This is a genomic window from Rhodothermus marinus, assembly GCF_009936275.1.
Lineage (GTDB): Bacteria > Bacteroidota > Rhodothermia > Rhodothermales > Rhodothermaceae > Rhodothermus > Rhodothermus marinus_A.
The window spans coordinates 223572-236636 of record NZ_AP019797.1; the positions used below are offsets into that span (position 1 = coordinate 223572).

A 13065-nucleotide genomic window follows, 5' to 3' on the forward strand; every position below is an offset into this window, starting at 1 on the left:
TTATGCCGCAGATTTTTTCCAGAAAGACCAACCGGCTGCCGGCGCTTTCGCTGGCCGGTTCCGTCTTCGGGGGCGTGCTGGCCGTTTTTCTGGTCTGGTACTACTTTTCGCCCGAGTTTTACGAGGTAGGCTATGCGCCGGAGCAGCCGGTTCCCTACAGCCACCGCATTCACGTAGGCAAGCTGGGGCTGGACTGCCGCTACTGCCACAACTGGGTGGAGGTCTCCGACAAGGCGAACATTCCGCCCACGCAGACCTGCATCAACTGTCACAGCCAGATTCTGACCGACTCGCCCCGGCTGCAGGCCGTGCGCGATAGCTGGGCGACGGATCAGTCTATCGAGTGGGTGAAGGTGCATCACCTGCCCGACTACGCGCACTTCAGCCATGCCTCGCATGTGAACAACGGAGTGGGGTGTGAGACCTGCCACGGCCGGATTGATCAGATGGACGTGGTGCGCGTGGTCAAGCCGCTCTCGATGGGCTGGTGTCTGGAGTGTCATCGCCAGCCGGAGCTGTACCTGCGGCCGCAGAGCGAAATCACCACGATGGGTTATCAGCCGCCGGCCGATTACATCGAGCGCAACCTGGAGCGCATCCGGAAAGAAGGGATTCGTCCTCCCACGAACTGCTCGGCCTGCCACTATTGAGCCGGGCTTTCTTGTTTTCTGTGAAGGAATCTTGCGTTTGTCGGTGGAGAGCGTCCTATGATTGAACTGCCTGTGGTCAATCCTGACGGTGCCGAGACGCCCGGTTCGGGCAAGCGCCTCTGGCGCAGCACGGCCGACCTGCGCCGGGATCCGGAATGGGTGAAGCTGGCGCACGACGAGTTCATGCCGGGGGTGGCGGAGCCGCCGAGCGGCACCTCGCGGCGCCAGTTTTTGCAGATCATGGGGGCGTCGATGGCGCTGGCCGGACTGACGGCCTGTCGCCGTCCCGTCGAGAAGATCCTGCCCTACGTGCGCCAGCCCGAGGAGATCATTCCGGGCATTCCGCTCTACTACGCCACGGCCATGCCCTTCCGGGGCAGCGTGCGGCCGCTGCTGGTCGAAAGCCACGAGGGGCGCCCGACCAAGATCGAGGGCAACCCGGATCATCCGCTCAGCCGGGGCGCGACGGGCGTCTTCGAGCAGGCTTCGCTGCTGAATCTGTACGATCCGGACCGTTCGCAGCAGGTGCTCCGCAAGGGCGAGCCGGCTTCGTGGGGCGACTTCGTGCAGTTTGCCCGGTCGCTGGCCGCCGAGGCGGGGTCGAAGCGGCTGGCCGTGCTCTGCGAGCCGAGCAGTTCGCCCACGCTGGCCGCGCTGCGCCGAGAGCTGGAGCGGCGCTACGCACAGGTGCGCTGGGTCACCTACCGTCCGGAGGGCGACGACCACGAGGCGCTGGGATTGCAGCAGGCCTTCGGCCGTCCGGTGCGGGCCCGCTACCGCTTTTCGGAGGCCCGTGTGATCGTCAGCTTGGACGCCGACTTTCTGGGACCGACCGACCGCAACTTCGTCGAGAACACGCGTGAGTTTGCCGCCAGCCGGCGCATGGAGCGGCCCGAAGATGAGATCAGCCGCCTGTATGTGATCGAAAGCACCTACACGGTCACGGGCGGCATGGCCGACCACCGGCTGCGGCTGCGCGCCGGCGACATTCCGGCGTTCGCCGCGGCGCTGGCGGCCGAGCTGGGCGTCGGCGAACTCCGCGAAGCGGGCGCCCGTTTTGCCGGGCATCCGTACGTGGTGGAGATTGCCCGCGACCTGCGGGCGGCCGGTGCGCGCGGCGTGGTGCTGGCAGGCGAAACGCAGCCGCCGGCCGTGCACGCGCTCTGCGCCGTCATCAACGACCTGCTGGGAAGCCTGGGCCGCACGGTGATCCTGCATGCGCTGGAGGAGCCGGCCACCGCTCAGCATGCGGCACTGGCCGAGCTGGTGCAGGCCATGCAGGCCGGTGAGGTGGACGCGCTGCTGCTGCTGAACGTCAACCCGGTCTACGACGCTCCGGCGGCCCTGGGCTTTGCCGAGGCACTGGCGCAGGTGCCCGAGGTGATCCACCTGGGACTGCATGTGGACGAGACGGCCCGCCGGAGCACCTGGCACCTGCCCTCCACGCACTACCTGGAAGCCTGGGGCGACGGACGCGCCTACGACGGCACGCTCTCGGTCATCCAGCCGCTGATCGCTCCGCTCTACGAAGCTGCCCACTCGCCGCTGGAGGTGCTGGCCCTGCTGGCCACCGGCGAAGAGCAGAGCGCCTACGACCTGGTGCGTAACACCTGGCGGCGGCTGCTGGCAGGCCGGGGCGCCTTCGAGCAGGCCTGGCAGCGCGTGCTGCACGACGGCTTCCTGCCGGACTCGGGCTATCCGACCGTTTCGCTGCGCCCGAACCGTCAGGCACTGGCCGACTGGCCGCAGGCGACGGAAGGCGGTCTGGAGGTGGTCTTCCGGCTGGATCCGACCGTGCTGGACGGCAGCTTCGCCAACAACGCCTGGGCGCAGGAGCTTCCCGATCCGATCACGAAGATCGTATGGGATAACGTTGCGATCCTGAGCCCGAAGACGGCCGCGGCGCTGGGCGTCAAAGCCGAATACCACAAGGGCGTCTACATCGCGGACGTGATCGAGCTGTCGCTGGACGGCCGCGCGGTGGAGCTGCCCGTCTGGGTGCTGCCCGGCCATCCGGACGACTCGATCACCGTCTATCTGGGCTACGGTCGCGAGATCACCTCGACGCGGCCCGAGCGGAAGACTCCTTTCTTCGACCTGGACGACTACACGGACATTTACGGCCACGGCGCCATTGCCACCGGTGTGGGGGTGAACGTAGCCCCGCTACGGCGGCCCGAGAACCCCTGGGTGGCCTATGGCGCACAGGTGCGCAAGACGGGACGCACCTACAAGATCGTGACCACGCAGGACCACGGCTCCATGGTGGGGCGGCCGCTGGTGCGTATGGCCACGGTGGAGGAATTCCGGAAAAACCCGGACTTCGCAAAAGAGGCCGAGCCGCCACTCGAGGGCCTGGAACCGTGGGATCAGTATCCCACCCTCTGGGAGGAGGCCCATCCGAGCAAGCAGCCCGCCTTCCAGGACAGCGATTACTACCGCAACCAGTGGGCGATGGTCATCGACCTGAACGCCTGCACGGGCTGCAATGCGTGCATCGTGGCCTGCGATAGCGAGAATAACATTCCGATGGTGGGCAAAAACGAGGTGGGCCGCGGGCGCGAGATGCACTGGCTGCGGATCGACCGCTACTTCGTGAGCGACGAGGCGCATGCCGACGATCCGCAGATCGTCGTGCAGCCGGTGCCCTGCATGCACTGCGAGAACGCGCCCTGCGAGTCGGTCTGCCCGGTGGCCGCCACGGTGCACTCGCCGGACGGGCTCAACGAAATGGTCTACAACCGCTGCATCGGTACGCGTTACTGCTCGAACAACTGCCCCTACAAGGTACGGCGGTTCAACTGGTTCAACTGGGTCAAGACGCTGCCCATTCAGGTGCAGATGGCCCAGAACCCGGACGTGACCATGCGCTTCCGCGGGGTGATGGAAAAATGCACCTACTGCGTGCAGCGCATCCGCGAGGCGCAGCGGCAGGCCAACATCGAAAAGCGGCCGCTCAGGGACGGCGAGGTCAAGACGGCCTGCCAGCAGGCCTGCCCGGCCGAGGCGATCACGTTCGGCGACCTAAACGATCCGAATAGTGCCGTTGTCCGGCAACGCAAGAACGTGCGGCGGTACGAGATGCTGGCGGCACTCAACGTCAAGCCGCGCACTTCGTACCTGGCCCGCATTACGAATCCGAATCCCCGGCTGCTGGAGCAGGAACCAGTGGCCTGATCGATAGGCAAGCAGGATCGAGAACGCGATGGCGCACGCAACGAAAGACCTGTCGGCGCTGGCCCGCACCGATGAAGAGGTGCTGGTGCGGGGTGGACTGACCTTCCACGACATCACGGAGCTGGTTGCCCAGCATACCGAGAAGAAGACGCCGAAAGCCTGGTGGGCCGCCTTTTCGGTGGCCTTTCTGGGCATGCTGACGCTGGTGGCCATGCTGGCCTACCAGGTCTGGAACGGCGTGGGCGTCTGGGGCAACAACATCCCGGTCGGCTGGGGCTGGCCCATTGTCAACTTCGTCTTCTGGGTCGGTATCGGTCACGCCGGGACCCTGATTTCGGCCATCCTGTTTCTCTTTCGCCAGCGCTGGCGCACGTCCATCAACCGGGCGGCCGAGGCGATGACCATCTTCGCCGTGATCTGCGCCCTGATCTTCCCGACCTTCCACGTGGGCCGCGTCTGGGTCATCTACTGGACGCTGCCCATCCCGAACCAGATGGAGATGTGGCCGCAGTTCAAGAGCCCGCTGCTCTGGGATGTGTTCGCCGTTTCCAGCTATTTCATTGTGTCGCTGGTGTTCTGGTACGTCGGGCTCATTCCGGACCTGGCCACGCTCCGCGATCGGGCCGCCCTGATGGGCCGCCGCCTGCGCGCCAGGATTCTGGGCTTCTTCGCGCTGGGCTGGTGCGGGGCCAACCGCCACTGGCGCAACTACGAGAAGGTCTACATGCTGCTGGCCGGTCTGGCCACGCCGCTGGTGCTTTCGGTGCACTCGGTCGTGTCGTTCGACTTTGCCGTCTCGATCATTCCTGGCTGGCACACCACGATCTTCCCGCCCTACTTCGTGGCCGGCGCCATCTTCTCCGGGTTCGCCATGGTCGTAACGCTCATGGTGATCGCCCGCAAGGCCTATGGCCTGGAAAACGTGATCACCATCGACCACCTGGAGAAGATGAACATCATCATGCTCGTGACGGGCACGATGGTGGGCTTTGCCTACATCACGGAGTTCTTCATCGCCTGGTACTCCGGCGTGCCCTACGAGCAGTACGCCTTCATCAACCGGGCCACGGGGCCGTACGCCTGGGCCTACTGGACGATGATGTCCTGCAACCTGATCTTCCCGCAGTTCTTCTGGATCAAGAAGCTGCGGCGAAACATCCCGTTCATGTTCATCGCGTCGATCGTGGTCAACATCGGCATGTGGTTCGAGCGGTTCGTGATCACGATCACGTCGCTGCACCGGGATTATCTGCCGTCGAGCTGGGATTACTTCGTGCCCACCTGGGTGGACGTGCTCACGCTGATCGGCTCGTTCGGGTTGTTCTTCACGCTGTTCCTGCTGTTCCTGCGCTTTGTGCCGATGGTGGCGATTGCCGAGGTGAAGGGCGTGCTGCCCGAGGCCGATCCGCACTTTTACGAGACGCACGGCGACGGCCACGGCCGTCCGGCCGAGGTCCAGGTAAACCGGGGACGCTCGTCCTGAGCAACGGAGAGACGCCATGCTGAAGGAATTGCTTCGCTCGCTGAAAGCTTCGATGGGCATCTACGAGGCCCGCGACGGGTCGATCTACGGCCTGCTGGCCGAGTTTTCCGATCCGGCGGCGCTGTTGCATGCGGCCCGTCAGGTGCGCAAGGCCGGCTACCGCCACTTCGACGCGCACAGCCCCTTCCCCATTCACGGGATGGACGAGGCCATGGGGCTGGGCAACTCGAAGGTGGCCTTCATCACGTTCTTTACGGGCACGATCGCCGGCTTCGCACTGGCCTGGTGGATGCAGTGGTGGATGGGCGCCGTCGATTACCCGCTGAACATCAGCGGCAAGCCGTTCTTTGCGCTGCCGCCCTCGGTGCCCATCATCTTCGAGCTGACGATCCTGTTTTCGGCGCTGGCGGGGGTGGCCACCATGCTGGCACTCAACGGCCTGCCGCGTCCCTACAACCCGCTGTTCTACTCGAAAAACTTTGCGCGGGTGACCGACGATGGGTTCTTCCTGTTCGTCGCCGCCAGCGATCCGAAGTTCGATCCGACGGCCACGCGCCAGTTGCTGGAGCAGCTGGGCGGCTACAACATCGAGGTCATCGAAGACCGGGGCGAGGAGGACGTCACGCCGGCGACGGCACCGGCCGCCGAAGCTGCCGTAACCACGAGCTGAGCCACCATGCAGAACATCACAGCAATGCCGCGCACGATCTGGACGGGACTGCTGCTTGGCCTGCTACTGGCAGGCTGCCGGGGCATGATCTCCAGCAAGCCCCCGGTACATCCGAACCTGAACATGGACTTTCAGGAGAAATTTGAAGCGCAGGAGCTGAACCCGTTCTTCGCCGACCGCCGGGCCATGCGTCCGCCGGTACCCGGCACGGTACCCCGGGGGCTGCTCAAAGAGGATACGCCGTTTTATTTCGGTAAGACGGCCGACGGCGCCTACGTCGAGCGCATTCCCGTGGCCGTCACGCCCGAGCTGGTGGCTCGGGGGCGGGAACGCTACAACATCTACTGCGCCGTCTGCCACGGACAGGCGGGCGACGGCCAGGGCATCATCATGCGCGGCAACTACGGCTACACGCCGGCCCCGACGTTCCATGACGACCGGCTGCGCAACGTGGAGGACGGCTACATCTTCGACGTGATCAGCCACGGCGTGCGCAACATGCCCGCCTACGGCCATCAGATCCCGGTGGCCGATCGCTGGGCCATCGTGGCCTACGTGCGGGCGCTGCAGCGCAGTCAGCACGCGACGGCGGCCGACGTGCCCGAGGAAGTCCGGGCTCGGCTTCAGGGAGAATAAGCGAGATCAATCATCTGGCTGAGATACGATCATGGCCGAAGTGAATGCGAACGGTTTTCCGGGCTGGCTGCTGGATCCGTTGCGGCCCACGCGGGAAAAGGCAGAGCCGCGCTACCGGCTGCCCGAAGACGTGCGGATCTGGGCCGTACCGCTGGCCATCGGCGTCGGGCTGCTCATCGTCAGTCTGGTGGGCTGGGCCATCGATGCGCGCCAGTTCTACTTCTCCTACCTGGTGGGCTGGACTTTCTGCCTGACGCTGGCGCTGGGGAGCCTGTTTTTCGTAATGATCCAGCACCTGACGCGTGCGCAGTGGGTGGTGGCCGTGCGCCGATTGCCCGAGGCGCTCGTCTGGACGTTCCCGGTGCTGATCGTGCTGTTCATCCCCATTCTGTTCGGGCTGCACGATCTGTATCACTGGACGCACCACGAGCTGTACGATCCATCCAGCCCCGAGTACGATCCCATCCTGGCCGGCAAGCGGGCTTACCTGAACGTACCCTTCTTTCTGGTGCGGATCGCCTTCTACTTCTTCATCTGGACGCTGCTGGCCTACAAGCTCTATACGCTCTCGGTGCGGCAGGACGTGGATCCGGATCCGTCCATCCCTGCGCAGCAGCGGAAGGTCAGTGCCTGGGGCATGCCGCTTTACGGCGTGACGGTAGCCTTTGCCAGCTACGACTTTCTGATGTCGCTCGATCCGCACTGGTACTCGACGATCTTCGGCGTGTACTTCTTCGCAGGATCGTTTTTCGTGGCGCTGGGCTTCATTACGACCTGCTACGCGATCCTGGTGCGTCGGGGGGCGCTTCAGGGCATCGTGCGCACGCCGCACTTTCAGGACCTGGGCAAGTTGATGTTCGGCTTTACGGCCTTCTGGGCCTACATCGCCTTCAGCCAGTACATGCTGATCTGGTACGGCAACCTGCCTGAAGAAACGCTCTGGTATCGGCATCGGCTGGAGCACGGCTGGGAGGTGTTGAGCCAGACGTTGATCTGGGGGCATTTCGTGCTGCCCTTCCTGATCCTGCTTCCGTGGGCGGCCAAGCGTACGCCGCTGCTGGTGGGCACGATGGGCATCTGGTTCGCCATCATCCACTGGATCGACTTGTTCTGGGTGGCGATGCCCGTGCTGCATACCGAGCACATGACGTTCCACTGGCTGGACGTCACCTGCTGGCTGGGGCTGCTCGGGGTGGTGGTCGGGTTGCTCTTTTACCGGCTCAGCCGGCACAGTCTGGTACCGCAGAACGATCCCTACCTGGCACGCTCGTTGGCCCTGCATTAAGAACTTTTTTACAGGCCCTTTGCAAAAAAGGACAACCTGCAATTTTATCAGGCGTTCGTTCTGTTGAACTGCGAAAGCCATGGCCGAACAGGAAAAAAAACAGCCCGCCGTAGCCGAAGCGGAACTGCCGGCGGTGCAGCCGGACGAGGCGAACTTTGAGGCGCCGCGTCTTTACCGGATGATCTGGATCACCGTCGTACTGCTGGCGGTGATTTCGGTCGGGCTGGTGGTGCTCACCCAGTGGCAGATGCAGCGAGATGCAGAAGTGGCGGCGGCAACGGTGCGCTATCCGCTGCGGGAAGAGACGGAGGCGCACGCGCGGCAACTGCTCGAGGGGTATGGCGTAGTGGATGCCGAACAGGGCGTCTATCGCGTGCCCATCGATCGGGCTATGGAGGAGATCGTGGAGGCCTACGGCGGAGATTCGGTCTGGACGCTTCCGCAGCCTTCAGCGGTTTCGCGGCGCATGTAACCCGACAACGATTTTGCAATGCGGTGGTGGGGCAAAAGGTGGTGGTTGTTGAGCCTGGTATGCTTGCTGGCATTTCCGGCGCAGGCTCAGCGGAGCGGTCAGCATCTGGCCATCTTTGAGGGCGTCGGGATCGAGGAAAAGCTGGGCGAGCGGATTCCGCTGGACCTGACGTTCCGGGATGAAGCGGGGCAACCGGTGACGCTCCGCACGTTCTTTGACGGTCGGCGGCCGGTGCTGCTGACGCTGGTGTATCACGACTGCCCGATGCTCTGCAACCTGGTGCTGGACGGACTGGCAAGGACGCTGCGCCAGATGTCGTGGACGCCGGGCGATCAGTTCGAGGTGCTGGCCGTCAGCTTCAACCATCGGGAGACGCCCGAGCTGGCCCGTCGGAAGAAGGCCCACTATGTGGAGATGCTGGAGCGGCCGGAAGCGGCGGCCGGGCTGCACTTTCTGACAGGCGATTCGACGACGATTCGAGCGTTGACCAATGCCGTCGGGTTCTCCTTCCGCTGGGTGCCTGAAAAACAGCAGTTTGCGCATCCGGCGGCCCTGATTTTCCTGAGCGGCGAAGGGAAGATTTCACGCTACCTCTATGGCCTGGAGCATGATCCGGGCGATGTGCGCAAGGCGCTCGTGGAAGCGTCGGAGGGGAAAGTGGGGACGGTCGTCGATCAGGTATTGCTCTACTGCTTTCAGTACGATCCGAACGAAAATTCCTACGTAGCCAACGCATACAACATCATGCGGCTGGGTGGAGCGGTGACGGTGGTGGTGCTCGGCATCACCCTGTTTCTGTTCTGGCGGCGGGAGCGGCGTCGCCAGCAGCAGGCGCTCCAGACGGCCGGCTAACCGAAGCGAAGGTTCGCAAAGCGATGTCCGGGATGATTCTGCTACAGAATACGGCCTGGTTGCCCGAAGCGGCTTCTTCGATCGCGCCGGAAGTGGACAGCCTGTTTCACTTCTGGACGCTGGTGAGCGCGATTATTTTCGTCGGCGTCGTCGGCGCCATGACGTTCTTCGTGGTGCGCTATCGGCGCCGCCGGCGCGACGAGGTGCCGGAGCCGGTCAAGGAGAAGAAGGTGGTCGAGCTGGCCTGGATCGTAGTCCCGACGATCCTGGTGCTGATCGTCTTTGCCTGGGGCTTCCGGGTGTACATCAAGATGTACACGGCGCCCCCGGATGCCTACGAAATCCTGGTACACGGCTATCAGTGGTACTGGGAGTTCGAATATCCGAACGGGGTCAAGACCACGAACGAGCTGCATGTGCCGGCCGGCCAGCCGGTGAAGCTCCGCATGACCAGCGCCGACGTGATTCACAGCTTCTACGTGCCGGCCTTCCGGGTCAAGCAGGACGTGCTGCCCGATCGCTACTCGTCACTCTGGTTTGAAGCGACCAAACCCGGCGAGTACACGGTCTTCTGCACGGAGTACTGCGGCACGCAGCATTCGGGCATGCTGGCCAGAGTGATCGTGCATCCGCGCGAGGAGTTCGAGCAATGGCTGGAGAGCGCCGGCATTCCCGAAGACATGCCGCTGGCCGAGCTGGGCGCCCGGCTCTATCGGGAGAAGGCCTGCTTCAGCTGCCACAGCATCGATGGATCGCCCTCGGTAGGTCCGACTTTCAAGGGACTCTACGGGCACGAAGTGGAACTTGAAGACGGCTCCACTGTCATTGCCGACGAGAATTATCTCCGCGAATCCATTCTGCAACCTGGGGCTAAAATTGTGAAAGGGTATCCGAACGTCATGCCGGCCAGCTATGCTTCGTTGAGCGAGCGCGAAGTGGCCGCGCTGATCGAATTTATCAAGCAGCAGCAGTAATTGCTGAGGAGGGGTGCCATGGCTACGCAGACGATCGCCGCCCAGAAGACAGCACAGTCCGAGATCAATTACCTGAACCACGCGCGTGGGCTAAAGTCCTGGCTGCTGACGCTGGACCATAAGCGGATCGGGATACTGTACCTGATCTCGGTGGTCTTTTTCTTCATTGTCGGCGGTATTCTGGCGCTGCTGATTCGGGCCGAGCTGTTCGAGCCCGGGCAGACGCTCATGACCGCCGATACCTACAACCACATCTTCACGCTCCACGGCGCGATCATGATCTTTCTGTTCCTGATCCCGGCCGTTCCGGCCGTGCTGGGCAACTTCGCGTTGCCCATCATGATCGGCGCCAAGGATGTGGCTTTCCCCCGGCTGAACCTGGCCAGCTGGTACATCTTCTGGCTGGGAGCACTTACCATGCTGGTGGGCATCGTGACCAGCGGCCTGGACACGGGCTGGACGTTCTATACGCCCTACTCGACGATGACCAGCTCGGGAGTGACCTGGGTCGTGCTGGGTATCTTCATTCTGGGATTTTCGTCGATTCTGACGGGTCTCAACTTCATCGTGACCGTGCATAAAATGCGGGCACCCGGGCTGACCTGGAGCCGGTTGCCGCTTTTCGTGTGGGGGCTCTACGCGACGAGCATCGTGCAGATTCTGGCCACGCCGGTGCTGGGTATCACGCTGCTGCTGCTGGCGCTGGAGCGCATTCTGAAAATCGGCATTTTCGATCCGGCGCTGGGCGGCGACCCGATTCTGTTCCAGCACTTCTTCTGGTTCTATTCGCACCCGGCCGTGTACATCATGATTCTGCCGGCCTTCGGGGTGATTTCGGAGCTGATCGGGACGTTCTCGCGCAAGGGCATCTTCGGCTACAAGTTCGTGGCGCTCTCCTCGGTGGCCATTGCCTTCCTGGGCTTTCTGGTGTGGGGCCACCACATGTTCGTTTCGGGTCAGTCGGCCACCGCGGCGACGGTCTTTTCGCTGCTGACCTTCCTGATCGGCGTGCCGACGGGCGTGAAGGTGCTCAACTGGGTGGCTTCGCTCTACCGCGGGTCGATCTGGCTCCGCACGCCGCTGCTCTACGCGCTGGCGTTCCTGTTCGTCTTCCCGATCGGTGGATTCACGGGCATTGCGCTGGGAACGCTGGGGCTGGACGTGCCGCTGCACGATACCTACTTCGTGGTGGCACACTTCCACTACGTGATGGTCAGCGGCGGGCTGCTGGCGTTCCTGGGCGGTCTGCACTACTGGTGGCCCAAGATGTTCGGCCGCCTCTACAATGAAAAGCTGGCTCAGATCGCGGCGTTGCTGATCTTCGTGGGCTTCAACGTGACCTTCTTCCCGCAGTTCATCCTCGGAACGCAGGGCATGCCGCGCCGCTACTTCGACTACGTGCCGGAGTTCACCACGCTGCACCAGCTTTCGACGGTGGGTTCCTGGATTCTGGGCCTCGGGCTGCTGCTGGTGGCCGTCTGCCTGCTGCATTCCCTCTTCAAGGGTCAGCTGGCACCGGCCAACCCGTGGGGCGCCGGCACGCTCGAATGGACGCATACGGGACGGCTGCCCTCGCCGCACAACTTCGAGCGGACGCCCGTGGTCACGCGCGGTCCCTACGACTACCACCTGGCCGAGGAGATCTTCGGCAACGGCCACGGCGACGGGGGTGGGACCCCGGCGGTCATTCCAGCGCAGGGGCAGGCGCAAAGCTGAAACGGAAAGTTGACGTCATCAACAACGTAGAAGGGTTCTCATGGCTGGCGTTCCGGAAGCTGCAACGGGGCACGCGGAGGCGCACGCGCACCATCCGCCGTATCTGCAGCATCACTTTGTGTCGGCCGAGCAGCAGTTCGATGCAGCCAAGCTCGGCATGTGGCTCTTTCTGGTCACGGAAATTCTGCTGTTCAGCGGGATGTTTGTAGCCTACGCGGTCTACCGCGTCTGGCATCCCGAGGTGTTCCAGGCGGCCAGCAAACTGCTCGACTGGCGGCTGGGCGGTCTGAACACCATTGTCCTGCTGACTTCGTCGTTTACCGTAGCACTGGCCGTGCACTATGCACAACTGGGGGATAAAAAGCGGCTGGTGCAGAATCTGTGGCTGACGGTCGCGCTGGCCGGCGTGTTCATGGTGGTGAAATACTTCGAGTACTCGGAGAAATTCCACCACCACATCTTTCCCGGCGGCAACTATGCCTATGAAGGGCTGCAGCTTCCCTACGTGGGACAGTTTTTCAGCATTTACTTCGTGATGACCGGTATCCACGGGCTGCACGTGCTGGTAGGTATGGGGGTGCTGACCTGGGTGGCCCTGAAAGCGCAGCGAGGGGTCTTCAGCAGCGAATACTACACGCCGGTCGAGATCTCGGCGCTCTACTGGCACCTGGTGGATATCATCTGGATTTTCCTGTTCCCGCTGCTGTATCTGATTCACTGAGGCAGACGGAAAGGCATCATGGCACACGCGACACACCATATCATTCCCCGGCCGCTGTTGCTCAAGGTTTTTCTGACGCTGGTGGCGCTGACCATCATCACGGCGCTGACCGGTCAGGCGGACCTCGGCGCCTTCAACTTTCTGCACGTGCCCCTGGCCATCGGCATTGCCGTGATCAAGGCCGCGCTGGTCGTGCTGTTTTTCATGGGACTCAAATATGATAAGCCGATCAATGCGCTGGCTTTCATCATCGGCCTGCTGATGGTAGGGGTGTTTCTGGCGTTTACGCTGCTGGATGTATTCTATCGGGGCGACATCGGAAACCTCAGCCCGGAGCCGATTCGCGGGCCGCAGATAGAGCAGGTGGAGGCCCCGGCCGGCCACTGAGCGGCAGAAAACCAGAGGAATTTCAAAAGGCGTCGGTTTCAT

Annotated in this window: 12 protein-coding genes; all 12 read left to right on the plus strand. The window is 63.2% G+C overall.

Annotated elements, in window-relative coordinates; all coding sequences use genetic code 11:
- The first annotated feature begins 2 nt into the window (after positions 1–2).
- Positions 3–650, plus strand: a complete 648-nt coding sequence (locus GYH26_RS01080) for a cytochrome c3 family protein (protein WP_161540128.1) — start codon at positions 3–5, stop codon at positions 648–650.
- Between the two features lie 57 nt (positions 651–707).
- Positions 708–3827 (plus strand): TAT-variant-translocated molybdopterin oxidoreductase, encoded by a 3120-nt coding sequence (locus tag GYH26_RS01085; RefSeq protein WP_161540129.1) that lies wholly within the window; start codon positions 708–710, stop codon positions 3825–3827.
- Between the two features lie 28 nt (positions 3828–3855).
- Positions 3856–5310: an NrfD/PsrC family molybdoenzyme membrane anchor subunit gene (gene nrfD / locus GYH26_RS01090; protein WP_161540130.1), complete on the plus strand. Its 1455-nt coding sequence runs from the start codon at positions 3856–3858 to the stop codon at positions 5308–5310.
- Between the two features lie 16 nt (positions 5311–5326).
- Positions 5327–5980, plus strand: coding sequence for a DUF3341 domain-containing protein (locus GYH26_RS01095; protein ID WP_161540131.1), 654 nt, complete (start codon positions 5327–5329; stop codon positions 5978–5980).
- A 6-nt stretch (positions 5981–5986) separates the two neighbouring features.
- Positions 5987–6616, plus strand: a complete 630-nt coding sequence (locus tag GYH26_RS01100) for a c-type cytochrome (RefSeq protein WP_161540132.1) — start codon at positions 5987–5989, stop codon at positions 6614–6616.
- Positions 6617–6647: 31 nt separating this feature from the next.
- Complete coding sequence (locus GYH26_RS01105) at positions 6648–7901, plus strand: hypothetical protein (protein WP_161540133.1); 1254 nt, start codon at positions 6648–6650, stop codon at positions 7899–7901.
- Positions 7902–7980: 79 nt separating this feature from the next.
- Entirely contained in the window at positions 7981–8373 is a 393-nt protein-coding gene (locus GYH26_RS01110; protein ID WP_161540134.1) for a hypothetical protein, read from the plus strand.
- A gap of 48 nt (positions 8374–8421) precedes the next feature.
- A complete protein-coding gene (locus tag GYH26_RS01115) occupies positions 8422–9225 on the plus strand; it encodes an SCO family protein (protein WP_242006521.1) in 804 nt (267 codons plus the stop codon).
- Between the two features lie 23 nt (positions 9226–9248).
- Complete coding sequence (gene coxB / locus GYH26_RS01120; RefSeq protein WP_161540136.1) at positions 9249–10199, plus strand: cytochrome c oxidase subunit II; 951 nt, start codon at positions 9249–9251, stop codon at positions 10197–10199.
- 18 nt (positions 10200–10217) lie between these two features.
- The gene (gene ctaD, locus GYH26_RS01125) at positions 10218–11915 is read left to right on the plus strand and encodes a cytochrome c oxidase subunit I (protein ID WP_161540137.1); all 1698 of its coding nucleotides are present in this window, start codon (positions 10218–10220) and stop codon (positions 11913–11915) included.
- 40 nt (positions 11916–11955) lie between these two features.
- Positions 11956–12636, plus strand: a complete 681-nt coding sequence (locus GYH26_RS01130; RefSeq protein ID WP_161540138.1) for a cytochrome c oxidase subunit 3 family protein — start codon at positions 11956–11958, stop codon at positions 12634–12636.
- An 18-nt stretch (positions 12637–12654) separates the two neighbouring features.
- Positions 12655–13023: a cytochrome C oxidase subunit IV family protein gene (locus tag GYH26_RS01135; RefSeq protein ID WP_161540139.1), complete on the plus strand. Its 369-nt coding sequence runs from the start codon at positions 12655–12657 to the stop codon at positions 13021–13023.
- Positions 13024–13065 lie beyond the last annotated feature (42 nt).

What these genes read in the sequence shown, in the direction of transcription:
- GYH26_RS01080 (WP_161540128.1), top strand. Translation starts at nt 3, where the DNA reads ATGCCGCAGATTTTTTCCAGAAAGACCAACCGGCTGCCGGCGCTTTCG.
- coxB (WP_161540136.1), top strand. Translation starts at nt 9,249, where the DNA reads ATGTCCGGGATGATTCTGCTACAGAATACGGCCTGGTTGCCCGAAGCG.
- ctaD (WP_161540137.1), top strand. Translation starts at nt 10,218, where the DNA reads ATGGCTACGCAGACGATCGCCGCCCAGAAGACAGCACAGTCCGAGATC.
- GYH26_RS01135 (WP_161540139.1), top strand. Translation starts at nt 12,655, where the DNA reads ATGGCACACGCGACACACCATATCATTCCCCGGCCGCTGTTGCTCAAG.
- GYH26_RS01110 (WP_161540134.1), top strand. Translation starts at nt 7,981, where the DNA reads ATGGCCGAACAGGAAAAAAAACAGCCCGCCGTAGCCGAAGCGGAACTG.
- nrfD (WP_161540130.1), top strand. Translation starts at nt 3,856, where the DNA reads ATGGCGCACGCAACGAAAGACCTGTCGGCGCTGGCCCGCACCGATGAA.
- GYH26_RS01100 (WP_161540132.1), top strand. Translation starts at nt 5,987, where the DNA reads ATGCAGAACATCACAGCAATGCCGCGCACGATCTGGACGGGACTGCTG.
- GYH26_RS01085 (WP_161540129.1), top strand. Translation starts at nt 708, where the DNA reads ATGATTGAACTGCCTGTGGTCAATCCTGACGGTGCCGAGACGCCCGGT.
- GYH26_RS01095 (WP_161540131.1), top strand. Translation starts at nt 5,327, where the DNA reads ATGCTGAAGGAATTGCTTCGCTCGCTGAAAGCTTCGATGGGCATCTAC.
- GYH26_RS01105 (WP_161540133.1), top strand. Translation starts at nt 6,648, where the DNA reads ATGGCCGAAGTGAATGCGAACGGTTTTCCGGGCTGGCTGCTGGATCCG.
- GYH26_RS01130 (WP_161540138.1), top strand. Translation starts at nt 11,956, where the DNA reads ATGGCTGGCGTTCCGGAAGCTGCAACGGGGCACGCGGAGGCGCACGCG.